Here is a 16,919-nt window from a genome sequence, read left to right as displayed (position 1 = left end):
GGGAAGCAACAGTTCTCCACCCCGACCGGTCTCGTTTTGTCCGCAAAGCCTATCGCCGGTTGGTAAATCCCTCATTAACCAAGGAGCGAAAGCGGCCGCGCTTTACACAGACCGCGCGCCCGGCGGTGTCCGCCGGTCAGAAGTCGCAGGCGATGCCCTTGATTTCCCAGTCTTCATAGCGCGTCGGTTCCAGCCCGCCGCGCCCGTCGATCTCCCGGGGAAAGGCCTTCTGGCGGGCGTCGATCTCCTTGCGCCGGGCTTCGGCTTCCTTCAGGGCGCGCTGTGCCGGTGCGGGGAGATCCTCGAAGCGGCGCGGGGCGGGGGCCTCCGCTGCCGGATCCGCGACGGAAGCGGCTGACGGCGGGGTCGGATCCTGGAGGTCGGTCGTCTTGGACATGGCGGTTGCTGGCCTTCGCGGTTGCCGGGGCAAGGGCGGGGGACACGGGAAACGCGGCCCGCTCTCTTGCGCAACGGACCGTCTCCGCCAACATATAGGGCGCAATACCGGTGGCCTGCAACGCCACCGGCCGAAGCACCCGGGCAAGACGACGGGGAGCGACGCGGCACCGCCGCCAGACGAGGTTGAAACGGATGAACTATTTCCGCACGGCACTTCTGCTTGCCGCGATGACCGCGCTCTTCATGGGGCTCGGGTTCTTCATCGGCGGCCAGTCCGGCATGATGATCGCGTTCGTGATTGCCGCCGGCATGAACCTGTTCAGCTACTGGAACTCCGACAAGATGGTGCTCAGGATGCACCATGCGGTGGAGGCGAACGAACGCCAGGCGCCGGAGCTGTTCGCCATGGTGCGCGAGCTCGCGGCGCGGGCCGACCTGCCGATGCCGAAGGTCTATCTCATCGACAACCCCCAGCCCAACGCCTTCGCCACCGGCCGCAACCCGCAAAATGCCGCCGTCGCGGCCACCACCGGACTGCTGAATTCGCTGTCGCGCGAAGAGGTTGCAGGCGTGATGGCGCACGAGCTCGCGCATGTGAAGAACCACGACACGCTGATCATGACGATCACCGCGACGATTGCCGGCGCGATTTCCATGCTCGCCAATTTCGCGTTCTTTTTCGGCGGCAACCGCGACAACAACAATCCGCTCGGCTTCGTCGGCGTGATCGTGATGATGATCGTCGCGCCGATGGCGGCGATGCTGGTGCAAATGGCGATCAGCCGCACCCGCGAATATGCCGCCGACCGGATGGGAGCCGAGATCTGCGGCAATCCGATCTGGCTTGCCTCCGCGCTCGACAAGATCGCCGGCGGCGCGGCGCGCATCCACAATCCGGATGCCGAACGCAATCCGGCGACCGCGCATATGTTCATCATCAATCCGCTTTCGGGCGAGCGCATGGACAACCTATTTTCCACCCACCCCAACACCGAAAACCGCATCCGCGCCCTGCGCGAGATGGCGTCCGGCGGCGGGGGCGGGGCCCGCTTCGAGGGTCCGGTGCGGGCAGATCCTCCCGGCCCCTGGGGCCGGCGCGGCACCGGGACGGGTGGCACCCGCGCCGACGGCCCGGCATCGCGCGGCCCCTGGGGCTGACGAAAGGATCGGGCGCCTTTTCGCAGGCCGTCGGGCGATTTCGGCCTTGTGAAGACCGCGCCCGGCGGTGCATATGCGCAGTCTCGCTTGACCAGGACCCCGCGACCGCCCGCTCCGCGACACCCGCGAGAGACCGGGCGGTCCGTCAAACCGAAAGACGCGCCCCATCGTGCCGACCTCCAGACCGCCCGGCCGCAAGACCCCGAACGCGAAACGCCGTCCGCCCCAGTCCGGGCGCGGGACTGCGGACCGGTCGACGACTGGCCGCGAGACCCCGGGCCTCAAGGCGCGCAAGATCGCGGCCGAGGTGCTGGGCCGCGTGATCTACGGACGTCGGCCGCTCGACGAGGAGCTTCACGACGCACGCGGACATCCCGAGTTGCACACGCTCGGCGACAAGGACCGCGCGCTGGTGCGTGCCATCCTCGGCCTTGCGCTGCGCCGCCGCGGCCAGATCGCGGCTGCCCTCGAGATGCTGCTGGAGCGTCCGATCCCGGAAAAGACCGGCGCCGTCATGAACATCCTGCATGTCGCGGGCGCACAGATCCTGTTCATGGAGGTGCCCGACCGGGCTGCCGTCGACATCGCCGTTGCCGACGCCGGTCGCGATCCGGTGACCCGCCGCTACAAGGGTCTCGTCAACGCCGTGTTGCGGCGCATGTCGGACAACTCCGCCGAACTGCTGGAGAAGACCGGGCAGGTCTGGCGCAACACGCCGGTCTGGCTCTTCGCCGGCTGGCAGAAGGCCTATGGCGAGGAAACGGCGCTGGCGATCGCCGCCATGCACCAGCATGAACCCAATCTGGACCTCACCGTAAAAGCCGACCCGCAGGCCTGGGCCGAGCGTCTCGGCGGGCAGATTGTCGCGCGCGACACCGTTCGCCTCGCGGAGACCAGCGGGCGCATCGAAGCCCTTGTCGGATACGACGAGGGTGCCTGGTGGGTGCAGGACGCCGCCGCCAGCCTGCCGGCAAAGCTGCTGGGAGACGTCTCGGCCAAGCGGGTGGCCGACCTGTGTGCCGCGCCCGGCGGCAAGACAGCGCAACTCGCCCAGGCCGGCGCGTCGGTCACGGCCTTCGACATCTCAAAGAAGCGCCTTGCGCGGCTGTCGGAAAATCTCGAAAGGCTCGGACTTCAGGCCGAGGTGGTGGCCGCCGACCTGCTGGAATACGATCCCGGGAAGCTCTTCGATGCGATCCTGCTCGATGCGCCCTGCAGCGCGACCGGTACGATCCGCCGCCACCCGGAGGTTGCCTGGAACCGGCGCAAGGAGGATATCGACACGCTCGCCGAGCGTCAGGCATCGCTGCTTGCACGGGCGGCGACCTGGCTCGCGTCCGGCGGAACCCTCGTCTATTGCACCTGCTCGCTCGAGCCGGCTGAAGGCGAGAAGCAGATCGAGGCGTTTCTTGCCGCCAATCCGGACTTCCGCCGCGAGCCGATCCGCGAGGCGGAAACCGGCGTGGCGGGAACGGTGACCGACGCCGGAGACCTGCGCACGCTGCCCTCGTCGCTCCCGCGCGATCCGGCGGCTGCCGGCGGGCTCGACGGCTTCTTTGCCGCAAGGCTGGTGCGCCGCGCCTCCACGGACGCGACCGGCTGATCCAGGACGACAAATCGCCCGCTCCTTGCGGATATCACCGGCCGACCCGTCTCGACCGGGGGCACGCTCGTCGCGACCCTTGACGCAGGATCGGCCATCGATTATCCCATTTATGAGAGCATCGCTCACAAATGAGAATTTCCATGGTGATCGACCAGGATGCCAGACTTGCCGAGCGGATCCACACCCTGCGAACCCGCGAGGGCTGGACGCTGCAGGAGCTGGCCGACCGGAGTTCGGTCAGTCGGGCGACGCTGTCGCGGATCGAAAACGCGGAGGTCAGCCCGAACACGCAGGTGCTGGCGAAGCTCTGCTCGGCCTTCGGCCTGACCCTGACCCGGCTGCTCGCCCCCCTCGACGGCGGATTTCAGCCGCTTGTCGCCCACAAGGATCAGACGACATGGGCCGATGCCGACGCCGGTTTCACGCGCCGGGTCGTCTCGCCGCCAAGCCGCGGCCTGAACGCCGAGGTGATCCGCTGCGACCTGAAGGCAAACACCCGCATCGACTATGAAACGCCGCCGGTCTCCGGTCAGGAGCACCATCTGGTCATGCTGGAGGGCAGGCTCGATGTCGAGATCGACGGCCAGGCTTACGCGTTGTCGCAGGGCGACTGCCTGCGCTATCGGCTTTTCGGCGCCTCGCGCTTCGAAACCGGCGCCGAGCCCGCCGCCTATCTGCTGCTGCTGGACTGAGCCCATGCCCGAGACCACGTCCCGCCCCGTGCCCGAGGTTTCCATCATCCCCTTGTCCGGCGACGCGCTCGAGGCGCATCTCGACGCCCTGTCCGCCATCCTCGTCGCCAGCGTGGATGCCGGCGCGGCGATCAGCTTCCTGCAGCCGCTCGACCCGCTGGCCGCGCGGGCTTTCTGGACGGAAAACGTGTTTCCGCAGGTTCGCCGGGGTAACCGGGTGCTGCTGGCGGCCGTTTCCGGCGATACAGCGGTCGGCACCGTGCAGCTTGAAACGCGGCTTCCGCCCAATCAGCCGCATCGCTGCGAGGTCTCGAAAATGGCGGTGCACCCGCACCACCGGCGACGGGGCATTGCCCGGTCATTGATGCAGGCGCTGGAAGGACACGCCAGGGCCCGGGGCAAGACGCTGATCACCCTCGACACGAAAACAGGCGACGCCGCCCAGAGCCTTTATGCCTCCCTCGGTTACACGGAAGCGGGCATCGTGCCCGGTTTCGCGCTCGATCCCGACGGCAAGCGGCTGCATTCCACCACCTACATGTACAAGGCCCTGTAACATCGCCGCCACCGGCCGGTCGCGGCATGTTTCCCGGTCCCGTCTTGCCGTCGTTTGCGGCCGGCCGCTCGTGCGGCTGACCCTGCGGCCAGCCAAAAACCGGAATAAACCGGCAGATTTCCAAAGATACATGTCGAATCGAGCATTAAGTTGTAACGGATCGCTAACCTTAATCCGTAAGACTCGTTTCAAATGCGAACATGCGTCGCGAAAGGAAACGAGTGCAACGCCCGGCGGGCTGGAGGGAAACCGATCGAGATGACGCTATTGTCAGTGGCCGAACGGGCACGGGTCTGGCGTCTTCTCGCGCACACGGCCTGGCAGTCCATATTGCGCTGGGTTCACGGCGGACCCCTGTTCAGATGGCGACCGTTTTCCGGCGCGCCGGCGCGACTTCTGATCGCGCCGCAGGACCTGCGCACGGCGGACGGCACCAATGCGGCCGACATCTATGCCGGCCGCTTCGTTTTCGCCGGTCAACAGATCGAGGCAAACGGACGCTCGCCCTTCGAGGTCGAGCCGCCGTCGCGCGACTGGGCGCGGGCGCTGCACGGCTTCGGCTGGCTGCGCCACCTCAAGGCCGCCGACACCGTGGTCGCGCGCCAGAACGCACGCGCGCTCGTCGACGACTGGATGCGGTTTTGCGGCTATTGGCACGACACCGGCTGGGAACAGCCCGTCGTGGCGCGCCGGGTGCTGGCCTGGCTGTCACAGTCGCCGCTGATCCTTGAGGATTGCGACCGCGAGTTCTACCGCCGCTTCCTGCGCTCCCTGGCGCGCCAGGTCCGTTATCTCCGGCGCACGATGAACGAGACGCCCGACGGCGTGCCGCGGCTGACCGCGGCCATCGCCGTTGCCGCCGCCACCGTATCGATGTCCGGACAGGGACGCTACGTGCGCCAGAGCCTGCGCCGTCTCGACCAGGAGCTGACCCGCCAGATCCTCGCCGACGGCGGCCATGTGTCGCGCAATCCGGCGGCGCTTCTAGACATTCTCGTCGATCTTCTGCCCGTGCGCCACGCGCTGACGGTGCAGGGCCTGCCGACGCCCCAGGCGGTGATGCAGTCGATCGACCGGATGATGCCGATGATCCGCTTCTTTCGCCATGGCGACGGGGCCTTCGCCCATTTCAACGGCATGGGGCCGACCCCGGCGGATCTGGTGGCCACGATCCTTGCCTATGACGATGCCCGCGGCGCCCCGCCGAGCAATGCGCCGCATTCCGGCTATCAGCGGCTCAGCGCCGGCGACACGGTGGTGCTGATGGAGACCGGCTGCCCGCCGCCGCCGGCCCTCAGCCTCAACGCCCATGCCGGTTGCCTGTCCTTCGAGATGTCCTCCCGGCGCACCCGGCTGATCGTCAACTGCGGCGTCTCGTCGTCCGATCGCGGCACCTGGCGCACCGTCTCGCGCTCCACCGCCGCCCATTCGACCGCGACCATCGACGACACCTCCTCCGCGCGCTTCCTCTCCGATCCGCGCTACCGCGACTGGCTCGGCGCGCCCATCGTCGCCGGCCCGACGCAGGTGCCCGTCACCCGCGACGACGGCCCCGACGGCCTGCGCGTCATCGCCAGCCATAACGGCTATCAGGAAAGCCACCGCCTGCTGCACGAGCGCGAGCTGACGCTTGCGACCGACGGCAGCGTGCTCGACGGCATCGACCGGTTCATGCCGACCGGAAAGGCCGTGCGCGGCGACGAATTCGCCCTGCGCTTTCATCTGCATCCGGCGCTGAAGGCGAGCACCGTTCGGGCGGGAACCGCCGTGCTGATCGTCGCGCCCGATGGCGAGGCCTGGGAATTCGTCGCGCCGGGCTGCGAAACCGTGATCGAGGAATCGATCTATCTGTCGGATTCCTACGGCCACCGGCGCAGCGAGCAGATCGTGGTCTACGGCCGCGTCGCCCACCGCCGCGAAGCCGCCTGGCAGTTCCGCCGCACGGCCGCCCCGCAGGCCGTTCGCCGGCGTGTCAGCGATGCAGGCGCGGAAGAACTCGACCTCTAGTCGCAAAAACCGGCCGACGGCGCCGCCAAACGCCTGAAAAACGCCGGGCCTTGCGCGTTTTCTCGCGGCTTTCCCCCATCATCGCCTTTCCGAAATCGGCGCTTCATGCTAGGCGCTTGGGCCATCTCCCAATGCCCAACCGCCGAAGGAAAATCCACATGGCCGTGGTGTCGAAACGCACTCCCGTTCCCGAGCTGGTCCCCGTCAAGCGCGCGCTTCTGTCCGTCTCCGACAAGACGGGCCTCATCGACTTTGCCAAGGCCCTGGCCGCGCGCGGCGTTTCGCTGGTCTCCACCGGCGGCACACGGGCGGCCCTTGCCGACGCGGGCCTTGCCGTCAGCGACATTTCCGAGGTCACCGGCTTTCCCGAGATCATGGACGGACGGGTGAAGACGCTGCATCCCAAGGTCCACGGCGGCCTGCTCGCGATCCGCGACGATGCCGACCATGCCGCGGCCATGCGCGAGCACGGCATCGAGGGCTTCGACCTCGTCTGCGTGAACCTCTACCCCTTCGAGGACACGGTGGCGAAGGGCGCGGATTTCGCGACCGCCATCGAGAACATCGACATCGGCGGACCGGCGATGACCCGCGCGGCAGCCAAGAACCACGCCTATGTGACCATGATCAGCGATCCGGCCGATTATGCCGGCGTGATCGACGCCATGGACCACAACGAGGGCCAGGTGCCGCTGGAGCTGCGCAAGCGGCTGGCGCAGAAGGCCTTCGCCCGCACCGCCGCCTATGACGCGGCCGTCTCCAACTGGTTCGCGGGCGCGATCGGCGAGCCGGCGCCGGCCCACGTCGCCATGGGCGGCCAGCTTTCCTCGGTAATGCGCTACGGCGAGAACCCGCACCAGCAGGCGGCCTTCTACACCACGCCGGAACGCCGCAACGGCGTCGCCACCGCCCGGCAGGTGCAGGGAAAGGCGCTGTCCTACAACAACATCAACGACACGGATGCCGCCTTCGAGCTGGTCAGCGAATTCGATCCGGCCGTCTCCGCCGCCGTCGCGATCATCAAGCACGCCAACCCCTGCGGCGTCGCCGTCGGCGACAGTCTCAAGGACGCTTATGAAAAGGCGCTGGCCTGCGATCCCGTATCCGCCTTCGGCGGCATCGTCGCGCTGAACCGCCCGCTCGACGCCGACGCCGCGACCGAGATCGTCAAGATCTTCACCGAGGTGATCATCGCCCCCGACGCCAGCGACGAGGCTATCCGGATCGTCGCGGCGAAGAAGAACCTGCGCCTGCTCCTGACCGGCGGCCTTGCCGACCCGCGCGCCGGCGGCCGCATCGTCAAGTCGGTGGCCGGCGGCCTGCTGGTCCAGGACCGCGACACCGGCGTCGTCGATGATCTCGACCTCAAGGTGGTCACCAAGCGCCAGCCGAGCGAACAGGAGCTCGCGGACCTCAAGTTCGCCTTCCGCGTGGCGAAACACGTGAAGTCCAACGCCATCGTCTATGTGAAGGACGGAGCAACGGCGGGCATCGGCGCCGGCCAGATGAGCCGCATCGACAGCGCGCGCATCGCCGCCCAGAAAGCGCAGGATGCGGCCAAGACGGCCGGCTGGGACGCGCCGCGCACGCAAGGCTCGGCGGTTGCCTCCGACGCCTTCTTCCCCTTCGCCGACGGTCTGCTCGCCGCAGCCCAGGCGGGCGCGACCGCCGTGATCCAGCCGGGCGGATCCATGCGCGACCAGGACGTGATCGACGCGGCCGACGAAGCCGGGCTTGCCATGGTCTTCACCGGCATGCGGCACTTCCGCCACTGACCGGGCCGGCCATCGCCGGGACCCGAGGAAACGGGGGCCGCGCGGCGCGCTTTGATTTTGCCCGCCGCGCACCCCACATATCCCCTGTCCGCGACATTCGACGCGAAAGGGATGACAGATGGCGGCCAGCTACGACAACCTCGGTATCGATCCGGAATATCTCGGCCCCGAGGAGGAGCGCGAACGCAAGGTGCGTGCGCGCATCTTCGATGTCGCGCGCAAGGCCGCCGGCCAGATACCCTTCATGGAAGACGTGATCGCCGCCTATTACTGCGCGCTCGATCCGGCGACGCCGTCGCGGGTGCGCGGCGCCATTCTGGCCGCGCTTGCCTATTTCGTGATGCCTCTGGACGTGATCCCGGACGTATTGCTCGGCGTCGGCTTTACCGATGACGCCAGCGTGCTGATGGGCGTTCTGGCGCTGGTGCGTGCCCATGTGCGCGACGAACATCTGGACGCTGCGCGCGAGGCGCTGACGCCAAAGAGCCGCAAACGCTCCTGACGGCGCCCTGCATCCGCAGCAAAGCTATTCGGAAGGATCGCTGGTGTCGCGGGACGATGGCGTCTTCATGCGCCAACACCCGGCCTGACGGCCCGCCAGGAGCCAGTAGACGAAGCCGCCGACGAAGCCAGCCGCCAGCACCACGAGGCTGCCGCGCGGCAGGCCTGAGGGCGCGCTCTGGACGCCCGCCGCCTGTCCCCCGGCGTCCTGCATGACCCAAAGCGCGAGCGCGATCAGTCCGCCGGCGGCAAGGTGAAACACGATGCCGCGCAGCCGCAGCATTTCGGAAAAAAGGACGGCAATCAGCGCCGGCACGAAGGACAACCCGCCGATCACGCTCGCCCCGACGAGCCCGGCGCCGACAGCGGCCCCGATCTCCGCCGGATGCGCGTCCCCCGTCCAGGCCTGAAACAGGCCGAAGGCCAGAAAGACGCCCGCCGCGACGAAGGCAAGCACCAGCGCGATCACCACACGGATCGTCTGGGCGAGGACTGCGGCGGCATCGATCATGTCACTCAGGCGCTTTGCCCGGCGGGTGCTGCCTCAAGCGCTGCCCGGTCGCGGGCGCGCATGCGCTCCGATTCCGACTTGAGCTGGCCGCAGGCGGCGAAGATGTCCCGCCCGCGCGGGGTGCGGATCGGCGAGGCATAGCCGGCCTTGTTCACCACATCCGCGAAAGCCTCGATCTGCTCCCAGTCGGAACATTCGTGCCCCGACCCCGGCCACGGGTTGAACGGGATCAGGTTGATCTTGGCCGGAATGCCCTTCAGGAGCTGCACCAGCTTGCGGGCATCGGCCAGACTGTCGTTGACGCCCTTGAGCATCACATATTCGAAGGTGATCCGCCGGGCGTTGTTCAGCCCCGGATAGGCGCGGCAGGCGTCGAGCAGCGCCGCGATGTTCCATTTCTTGTTGATCGGCACCAGTTCGTCGCGCAAGTCGTCGCGCACCGCATGCAGCGAGATCGCCAGCATGCAGCCGATTTCGGCGCCGGTGCGGGCGATTTCGGGAACGATGCCTGAGGTCGACAGGGTGATGCGCCGCTTGGAGAGCGACAATCCGTCGCCATCGGACGCGATCAGCAGCGCCTTCTTGACGTTGTCGAAATTGTAGAGCGGCTCGCCCATGCCCATCATCACGATGTTGGTGACAAGCCGGCCCTCGCTCGGCACCGCCGCATCGGCCGGCGTCGAGCCGCGCGGAAAATCGCCGAGACGGTCGCGGGCGATCAGGATCTGCGAGAGGATTTCCTCCGCCGTCAGATTGCGCACCAGCCGCTGGGTGCCGGTATGACAGAAGCTGCAGGTCAACGTGCAGCCCACCTGCGAGGACACGCAAAGCGTTCCGCGCCCCTCTTCCGGAATATAGACCGTTTCGATCTCCACCGGACGGCCGGCCCCGCGCGGCGGGAAGCGGAACAGCCACTTGCGCGTGCCGTCGTTGGAAATCTGCTCCGAGACGATCTCGGGCCGCGCGATGGTGAAAGCGTCGGCGAGTTGCGCGCGCAGATCCTTGGAAACATTGAGCATATCGGCAAAATCCGACACGCCGCGCACATAGAGCCAATGCCACATCTGGGCGACCCGCATGCGCAGCTGGCGCTCGGGAACGCCAATGCCGGCAAGGGCCTGCGCCAGTTCGTCACGGTCGAGACCGATCAGCGTCGGCTTTTCCGCAGGCTGTGCCGCCGTTGCCGGGGCGGGCGAGGTGCCGCGCCGCTTGTCGGGTCCATCGATGTCGATCACGGTCATGATCCGGGTTCCAAAGGTTCGTGCGTTGTCTGGGTGCGGCTCCGGCAGGGCCTCTGGGCGTCGTGCGGCCAAAGCCTAACATGCCGGGGCTCGCGGCGGATGCCCCGAAACGCGAGAGGCCTCCGCCAACGCCGAAAGGCGGTGGCCTGAACCACCGCCTTTCGACAGGACGTCTAGATATACGTCATCGCATGCGAATGCGAGTCCGATCGCCCGCCAAAACCCGCCAGCCTTACCGGCAGGCCGTGTCCGCGGAGCCGATCGCCGCCGTCACGCCGGACAGCGAATAGGTGTAGGTCGTCTGCGTGCCGCGCGCCGATACGCCCGACACGACCATCTCCCGTCCGGCCTTCATCGCGGCGACGAGCTTGCGCTCTTCCGCCGGATTGGCCATCCAGGCGCCATCCTTCTTGGTGAACATCGTGAACTTCTGCCCGTCGATATCAACGGAAACAGACGACTGCTCCTTGAAGGAATAGCCGACGATCACACTCGGCTCGTTGTCGACATTCTCACCCGGGCGGTTCGACACGAAGAAGAACACATCTCCGTGATTGCGATCGCTCGGCGCGAGCTTCGTGGGTTTCGAAAGCGCGTAACAGACCTTGCCCTTGGCACCGCCGTAGGAATAGGTCGCCCATGCGCTGTGCTGGCCGATCAGAGCCGGCGTCTGCGCCAGCGCTGCCGCGCTCGTGAAAACAAGCGCAAGAAGGGCCGGAATTAGCGTTCGTGCCTGCATCATCTCCTAACCGCTACTGCTCCCGTTGGATTTGGGTCAAACTTGCCAGGTTGGGGTTACCTTGTCTTAAGGTTATCGCGCCGCAAGTTACGAAAGGGTTGATAGACGCGCGCTAACGTGGCGCGACCTGTAAAACCCGGTATGATCGTGATGCAGAGCACGCTGCCTGTACAAATCGGGCGAGAGTGTGACATCACCGGAAATGCGGGATAAACCAAAACGCTATTGACGAATGCGGTGATGGCGGGCTGTTGTGCCCGCAGGGATCGAAAGACGGTTTCCGGGTGTTCGGAACCTGTATCCAGCCGTGGATCATGGGAACCGGCATATCGGGCGCGGCAAGCAGGAATGGAAAACGACAACCAATGTGGAACACTGCCGACCAGCTTCCTTGGACGGGTGAGGCCGCATAGACCGTGGCAAAGCCCGACCCGCTGACAGACCTGATCCGCCGCGTTGCAGAGCAACGCGACAAGACCGCCTTTGCGGGATTGTTCGACCATTTCGCGCCGCGCCTGAAGTCCTATCTCATACGCCTGGGGGCCGACGCCGCCTCGGCGGAAGAACTGACCCAGGAGGTGATGATCACCCTGTGGCGCAAGGCGCATCTCTTCGATGCCAGCCGCGCGACAGCCGCCACCTGGCTGTTCCGCATCGCCCGCAACCGACGGATCGACGCGCTCAGGCGCGACCGCTCGGCCCTGCTCGACAAGGAAGACCCGAGCCTGCGGCCCGCCGCACCTGAGGACCAGGACGACGAGCTCGATGCCCGCCTGCGCGAGGACCGCGTGCGCGAGGCGTTGACCTCGCTTCCCGAGGAACAGGCCGATCTCATCCGCCGCGCGTTTTTCTCCGGCCTGTCGCACAGCCAGATCGCCGAAGACACCGGCCTGCCGCTCGGCACGGTGAAATCGCGCATCCGCCTCGCCTTCGCCCGCCTGCGGCGCATCCTCGAGGCCGACGAAGCCGTCGACATCAATTGACGGCGTTCTTCCTTTTTTCGAGAAAGCGCCGCTCAGCGCCCGGCACCCACGGTTGCAACCGAAGGCTTTGACCGCAGCACGAAGACGGCCGCCGAAACGCCGGCGGCCTTTATATTATGATATTGATTTAATTTGAGAAATCAGGACGGAACGCCGAGAATGCGACAAATCTCGTCGAGCTGCTCCAGCGATGCATAGCGGATCTTGAGCTCGCCCGTGCCCTTGTCCTGCTTGTGGGCAATGGCGATCTTCAGGCCGAGCGTATCGGTCAGCCGCTTTTCCAGCGCCCGCGTGTCGGCGTCCTTCTCGGCCTTTTCGACCTTGCCTTTCGGCCCGACCTTCTTGGCGAAAGCATCCGGGTCCTGCGCCAGCCGCTCGGCCTCGCGCACGTTCAGGCCCTTTTCCAGGATGAGCTCGGCAAGTGCTGCCGGATCCTCGGCCGTGATCAGCGCACGCGCGTGGCCCGCCGTCAGCAGGCCTTCCGCCAGATAGTCCTTCACCGAGTTGGGAAGCTTGAGCAGGCGCAGCGTGTTGGCCACATGACTGCGGCTCTTGCCGATCACCTTGGCCAGTTCGCTCTGGCTGTAGGAAAACTCCTGGACGAGCTGGTCGTAGCCGAGCCCCTCCTCGATCGGATTGAGATCGGCGCGCTGGACGTTCTCGATGATCGCCAGTTCCAGCGCTTCCTGATCGGTGACATCGCGCACCACGACCGGCACGACATGCAGGCCGGCGCGCTGCGCGGCCCGCCAGCGCCGCTCGCCGGCAATGATCTCATAGGCGTTGTCGCGGGCCGACACAGGACGCACCAGCAGCGGCTGGACGATCCCCTTCTCGCGGATGGAGGAGGTCAGGTCGTCGAGATCCGCCTCGGTGAAGCTCTTGCGCGGGTTGCGCGGGTTGGCGGTCAGGAACTCGATCGGCACCCGGCGCGTGTCGCGCGGCGGACGCGGATCCGCGGGCGGCTCGGTTCCGACCTCACCGATCAGCGCGGCCAGTCCCCGTCCGAGCCGCTTCTTCTTTCCACCGTCGTCGTCAGCCATTTCGCTCACTCGTCACCCATGCGCGCGCCCCGTGCGCGTGTTCCCTTGAAAGTCCGCAAGTCCAATTGTTGCGCATCCGAATCCAATGCAACCGCACCGTATCCCGATCAGGCAGCGACACCGCGCAGCGCCCGCTCCCGCTGGATGATCTCCGACGCCAGCCGCAGATAGGCCTGGCTGCCGGAGCACTTCAGATCGTAGAGCAGCGCCGGCTTGCCGTAGGACGGCGCTTCCGACACCCGCACATTGCGCGGGATGATCGTGTCATAGACCGCATCGCCCATGGTCTCGCGCACATCCGCCACCACCTGGTTGGACAGGTTGTTGCGGCTGTCGAACATCGTCAGCACGATGCCGTGGATGGACAGTTCCGGATTCAGCGCCGCCTTGACCTGCTCGACCGTGCTCAGCAACTGGCTGAGACCCTCCAGCGCGAAGAACTCGCACTGCAGCGGCACCAGGATCGAATGGGACGCCGACAGCGCGTTGATGGTCAGCAGGTTGAGCGACGGCGGGCAGTCGATCAGCACATAGGTGAAATCGAAGCCGCCTTCGCTGCCACGCTCGCCGTGGGCCATCTCCGACACGGCGGAGCGCAGCCGATGCGCCCGGTCGGAGCGCGAGGCGATCTCCAGCTCGACACCCAGAAGGTCCATGGTCGATGGCGCCACCCACAAGCGCGGCACGGCGGTTTCCTGGATCGTTTCGGCCAGGGAACACTCGCCGGTCAGAACATCATAGGTCGACAGGTCCCGCGCCCGCCGGTCGATGCCGAGACCGGTGGAGGCATTGCCCTGCGGGTCGAGGTCGACCACCAGCACGCGTTCGCCGATGGCGGCCAGCGCCGTTCCGAGGTTGATGGCGGTCGTGGTCTTGCCGACGCCGCCCTTCTGGTTGGCCAGCGCCAGAACGCGCGGAGACTGAGGAAGCATGCTCATCCGGATCTAACCTTTCCCTGTCGCGCCGCGCGGCCGGATCCGCTTGAGTATCAAGAGCCGGCTGTCGGGATCGATGAGGCTGTTCTGTTCTACCATGTCGAAGTCGAAGGCGTGAGACGCTTGCGCGACCTCCTCGCGAAAATTTTTCCCCTTGTGGAAAATCGCCAGCGCACCGTGGCGCACAAAGGGCTCCGCAAAGCCGCAGAGAACCGAAAGATCCGCGAGCGCGCGGGCCGAAACCGCCTGGATCGGCGTGGCTCCGGAGGATGCCAGATCTTCCGCCACAGCCTCGATGCGCTCGGCATGGACTGTCGCCGGACACCCGGTCTCCCGGATCACCGCGCGCAGGAAGGCGACCTTGCGCTGGTTGCTTTCCACCAGATGCACATGGGCGTCGCCCTGCGATTTCGCGTCCTGCATCAAGGCGATGGCCGTCACCAGCCCGGGAAAGCCCGCGCCGCTGCCAAGGTCGACCCACTGGCGCGCGCCCTCTCCGGCCTTGAGCACCTGGAGACTGTCGGCGACATGCCGGCGCCAGACATCCGGCAAGGTGGACGGCGCCACGAGGTTCTGCGCCTTTTGCCAGCGCAGCAGCAGATCAACGTAGATCCTCAGCCGATCTTCTGTTTCACGTGAAACGGGGAAAACGTCGTGGAGAACCTGGGGACTGTCTGTGACGGAAACGGCGGCGGGGCGGCTCATGCGGCAGCCCCCGGCCGGTCCGCGCGCCGGCGGACATGTGACAGCAGCAGGCTGAGCGCCGCCGGCGTCACCCCGTCGATCCGCGCCGCCTGGCCGAGAGTTTCCGGCCGCACCGCGTCGAGCTTCTGCCGCGCCTCGTTCGACAGCCCGCGCACGGCGGCATAGTCGAGGTCCTGCGGCAACACCAATGCCTCGTCCCGGCGCAGCGCGTCGATATCCGCGGCCTGGCGCTGCAGGTAGACCGCATAGAGCGCATCGATCGCCACCTGCTCCGCGCTGGCGCGGTCGAGCGCGGCGATCTCCTGCGGCCACAGCGCCGCCAACCGGTCGAGATCGATATCGGGATAGGACAAAAGCTCGAAGGCCGAGCGGCGCACGCCGTCCTGATTGATCGGCAGACCGGCGCGACGCCCGACCTCGGGCGTCGCCGTCAGGCCTTCCAGCACCGCACGGGTCTCGGCAAGCCTTGCGCATTTCGTTTCGAAAGCGACTCGACGGATCGCACCGACGCAGCCGATCTCCAGCCCGAGCGGCGTCAGGCGCTGGTCGGCGTTGTCGGCACGCAGCGACAGCCGGTATTCGGCGCGCGAGGTGAACATGCGATAAGGCTCGGACACGCCGCAGGTCACGAGATCGTCGATCATCACGCCGATATAACCCTGATCGCGGCCGAAGACGATTTCCGCGCCGCCGCTGACGCCCCGCGCCGCATTGAGCCCGGCGACCAGCCCCTGTGCTGCAGCCTCCTCGTAGCCGGTCGTGCCGTTGATCTGGCCGGCGAGAAACAGACCGGCGACCCGACGGGTCTCCAGCGTGCGGCGAAGCTCGCGCGGATCTATGTGATCATATTCGATGGCATAGCCGGACTTGATCACCGAGACACGCTCCAGACCCGGAATGGTCTTGAGGAACGCCAGCTGCACATCCTCCGGCAGCGACGTGGAGATCCCGTTCGGATAGACCGTGTGGTCGTCGAGCCCCTCCGGCTCGAGAAAGATCTGGTGCCCGTCCCGGTCGGCAAAGCGCACCACCTTGTCCTCGATCGAAGGACAATAGCGCGGCCCCTGCCCGGTGATATGGCCGGAATACATCGCCGAGCGCTGCAGGTTCGCGCGAATGATGTCGTGGGTCTCCGGCGTCGTGCGGGTGATGTGGCAGGAAATCTGCGGCGTCTCGATGGCCGCCGTCAGGGTGGAAAATGGTTCCGGAACCGAATCGCCCTTCTGCTCCTCAAGCCGGGCCCAGTCGATGGTGCGCCCGTCGAGCCGCGCCGGTGTCCCGGTCTTCAACCGGCCAAGCTCGAAGCCATGATCGAGCAGCGAGGCGGCAAGGCGCCGCGCCGGCGGTTCGCCCGCCCGGCCGGCCGGAATCCGCTGATCGCCGATATGAATGACACCGCGCAGGAACGTCCCGGTGGTCAACACGATGGCGCCGGCGGAAAGCTCCCGCCCGTCGGCGAGACGCACACCGGTCGCCCGCCCGTCGGCGACGAGCAGCTCGGCCGCCTCGCCCTCGATCACCTCGAGGTTGGCCGTCTCGCGGATCGCGTCCTGCATCGCCGCGCGGTAGAGCGCCCGGTCCGCCTGGGCACGGGGACCGCGCACCGCCGGCCCCTTGCGCCGGTTGAGCAGCCGGAACTGAATGCCGGCCTTGTCGGCGACGCGCCCCATCAAGCCGTCGAGCGCATCGACCTCGCGCACGAGATGGCCCTTGCCGAGACCGCCGATCGCCGGATTGCAGGACATCACGCCGACGGTGGCGAAGCTGTGGGTCACCAGAGCGGTGCGCGCGCCCATGCGTGCGCTGGCGGCCGCTGCCTCGCAGCCCGCATGTCCGCCGCCGATCACGATCACATCGAGGCGTCGATCCGCCGGCTGCGATCCCTTCGAACGCATCGCGTCCGCCATAGTCACGTCTCCGATTGCTCAGGATGGAAGTGCCGCCGCTGCGCCAGTCCCCTCGTCCTGCTGTCGAGCCTGAAACGATTCCCCGCCCGTGAGAACCACGCCGGCCTGAAGGACAGACCGTCGCCGAATGACCGGCCGCCCGATAGAGGTGCGTTTCCGGG

Annotated in this window: 16 protein-coding genes; 8 read left to right on the top strand and 8 right to left on the bottom strand. The window is 66.9% G+C overall.

The annotated features are described in order from the left end of the window. Positions 1 to 136 precede the first annotated feature (136 nt). A complete protein-coding gene (locus LC092_RS10125; protein WP_224806398.1) occupies positions 137 to 397 on the bottom strand; it encodes a DUF1674 domain-containing protein in 261 nt (86 codons plus the stop codon). Between the two features lie 194 nt (positions 398 to 591). Between LC092_RS10125 and htpX the strand changes: the two genes are divergently transcribed. The 7 genes from htpX to LC092_RS10090 all read left to right on the top strand — a co-directional run bounded on the left by htpX (position 592) and on the right by LC092_RS10090 (position 8,695). Then, positions 592 to 1,557, top strand: a complete 966-nt coding sequence (gene htpX / locus LC092_RS10120; protein WP_224806397.1) for a zinc metalloprotease HtpX — start codon at positions 592 to 594, stop codon at positions 1,555 to 1,557. A 169-nt stretch (positions 1,558 to 1,726) separates the two neighbouring features. Further along, a complete protein-coding gene (locus LC092_RS21275; RefSeq protein WP_224806396.1) occupies positions 1,727 to 3,160 on the top strand; it encodes an RsmB/NOP family class I SAM-dependent RNA methyltransferase in 1,434 nt (477 codons plus the stop codon). Positions 3,161 to 3,303: 143 nt separating this feature from the next. Then, positions 3,304 to 3,855, top strand: coding sequence for a helix-turn-helix domain-containing protein (locus LC092_RS10110; RefSeq protein ID WP_224806395.1), 552 nt, complete (start codon positions 3,304 to 3,306; stop codon positions 3,853 to 3,855). A 4-nt stretch (positions 3,856 to 3,859) separates the two neighbouring features. Beyond that, positions 3,860 to 4,411: a GNAT family N-acetyltransferase gene (locus LC092_RS10105; RefSeq protein ID WP_224806394.1), complete on the top strand. Its 552-nt coding sequence runs from the start codon at positions 3,860 to 3,862 to the stop codon at positions 4,409 to 4,411. Between the two features lie 258 nt (positions 4,412 to 4,669). Continuing rightward, complete coding sequence (locus tag LC092_RS10100; protein ID WP_224806393.1) at positions 4,670 to 6,418, top strand: heparinase II/III family protein; 1,749 nt, start codon at positions 4,670 to 4,672, stop codon at positions 6,416 to 6,418. Positions 6,419 to 6,576: 158 nt separating this feature from the next. Further along, positions 6,577 to 8,193: a bifunctional phosphoribosylaminoimidazolecarboxamide formyltransferase/IMP cyclohydrolase gene (gene purH / locus LC092_RS10095; protein WP_224806392.1), complete on the top strand. Its 1,617-nt coding sequence runs from the start codon at positions 6,577 to 6,579 to the stop codon at positions 8,191 to 8,193. Positions 8,194 to 8,311: 118 nt separating this feature from the next. Continuing rightward, the gene (locus LC092_RS10090) at positions 8,312 to 8,695 is read left to right on the top strand and encodes a YkvA family protein (RefSeq protein WP_224806391.1); all 384 of its coding nucleotides are present in this window, start codon (positions 8,312 to 8,314) and stop codon (positions 8,693 to 8,695) included. A 24-nt stretch (positions 8,696 to 8,719) separates the two neighbouring features. On the opposite strand, the gene LC092_RS10085 is transcribed toward LC092_RS10090, so the two are convergent. The 3 genes from LC092_RS10085 to LC092_RS10075 all read right to left on the bottom strand — a co-directional run bounded on the left by LC092_RS10085 (position 8,720) and on the right by LC092_RS10075 (position 11,188). Beyond that, entirely contained in the window at positions 8,720 to 9,205 is a 486-nt protein-coding gene (locus LC092_RS10085) for a translation initiation factor IF-3 (RefSeq protein ID WP_224806390.1), read from the bottom strand. Between the two features lie 5 nt (positions 9,206 to 9,210). Then, positions 9,211 to 10,446, bottom strand: coding sequence for a 23S rRNA (adenine(2503)-C(2))-methyltransferase RlmN (rlmN, locus tag LC092_RS10080; RefSeq protein ID WP_224806389.1), 1,236 nt, complete (start codon positions 10,444 to 10,446; stop codon positions 9,211 to 9,213). A 232-nt stretch (positions 10,447 to 10,678) separates the two neighbouring features. Then, a complete protein-coding gene (locus LC092_RS10075; protein WP_318245918.1) occupies positions 10,679 to 11,188 on the bottom strand; it encodes an invasion associated locus B family protein in 510 nt (169 codons plus the stop codon). 413 nt (positions 11,189 to 11,601) lie between these two features. Between LC092_RS10075 and LC092_RS10070 the strand changes: the two genes are divergently transcribed. Then, positions 11,602 to 12,168, top strand: a complete 567-nt coding sequence (locus LC092_RS10070) for a sigma-70 family RNA polymerase sigma factor (RefSeq protein WP_224806388.1) — start codon at positions 11,602 to 11,604, stop codon at positions 12,166 to 12,168. A 140-nt stretch (positions 12,169 to 12,308) separates the two neighbouring features. Here the strand turns inward: LC092_RS10070 and LC092_RS10065 are convergent, their stop codons facing one another. The 4 genes from LC092_RS10065 to mnmG form a co-directional block, all read right to left on the bottom strand. After that, complete coding sequence (locus LC092_RS10065) at positions 12,309 to 13,211, bottom strand: ParB/RepB/Spo0J family partition protein (protein ID WP_224806387.1); 903 nt, start codon at positions 13,209 to 13,211, stop codon at positions 12,309 to 12,311. Positions 13,212 to 13,318: 107 nt separating this feature from the next. Then, entirely contained in the window at positions 13,319 to 14,149 is an 831-nt protein-coding gene (locus LC092_RS10060; protein ID WP_224806386.1) for a ParA family protein, read from the bottom strand. 6 nt (positions 14,150 to 14,155) lie between these two features. Then, positions 14,156 to 14,851, bottom strand: coding sequence for a 16S rRNA (guanine(527)-N(7))-methyltransferase RsmG (gene rsmG / locus LC092_RS10055; RefSeq protein ID WP_224806385.1), 696 nt, complete (start codon positions 14,849 to 14,851; stop codon positions 14,156 to 14,158). After that, entirely contained in the window at positions 14,848 to 16,758 is a 1,911-nt protein-coding gene (gene mnmG, locus LC092_RS10050) for a tRNA uridine-5-carboxymethylaminomethyl(34) synthesis enzyme MnmG (protein ID WP_224806384.1), read from the bottom strand. Before mnmG ends, rsmG begins: the two co-directional genes overlap by 4 nt. Between the last annotated feature and the right edge of the window lie 161 nt (positions 16,759 to 16,919).

It is taken from the genome of Stappia stellulata (assembly GCF_020176715.1).
Taxonomy (GTDB): Bacteria; Pseudomonadota; Alphaproteobacteria; order Rhizobiales; family Stappiaceae; genus Stappia.
The sequence above is the reverse complement of the archived record's forward strand: the minus strand, read 5'-3'. Positions and strand labels throughout refer to the sequence as shown.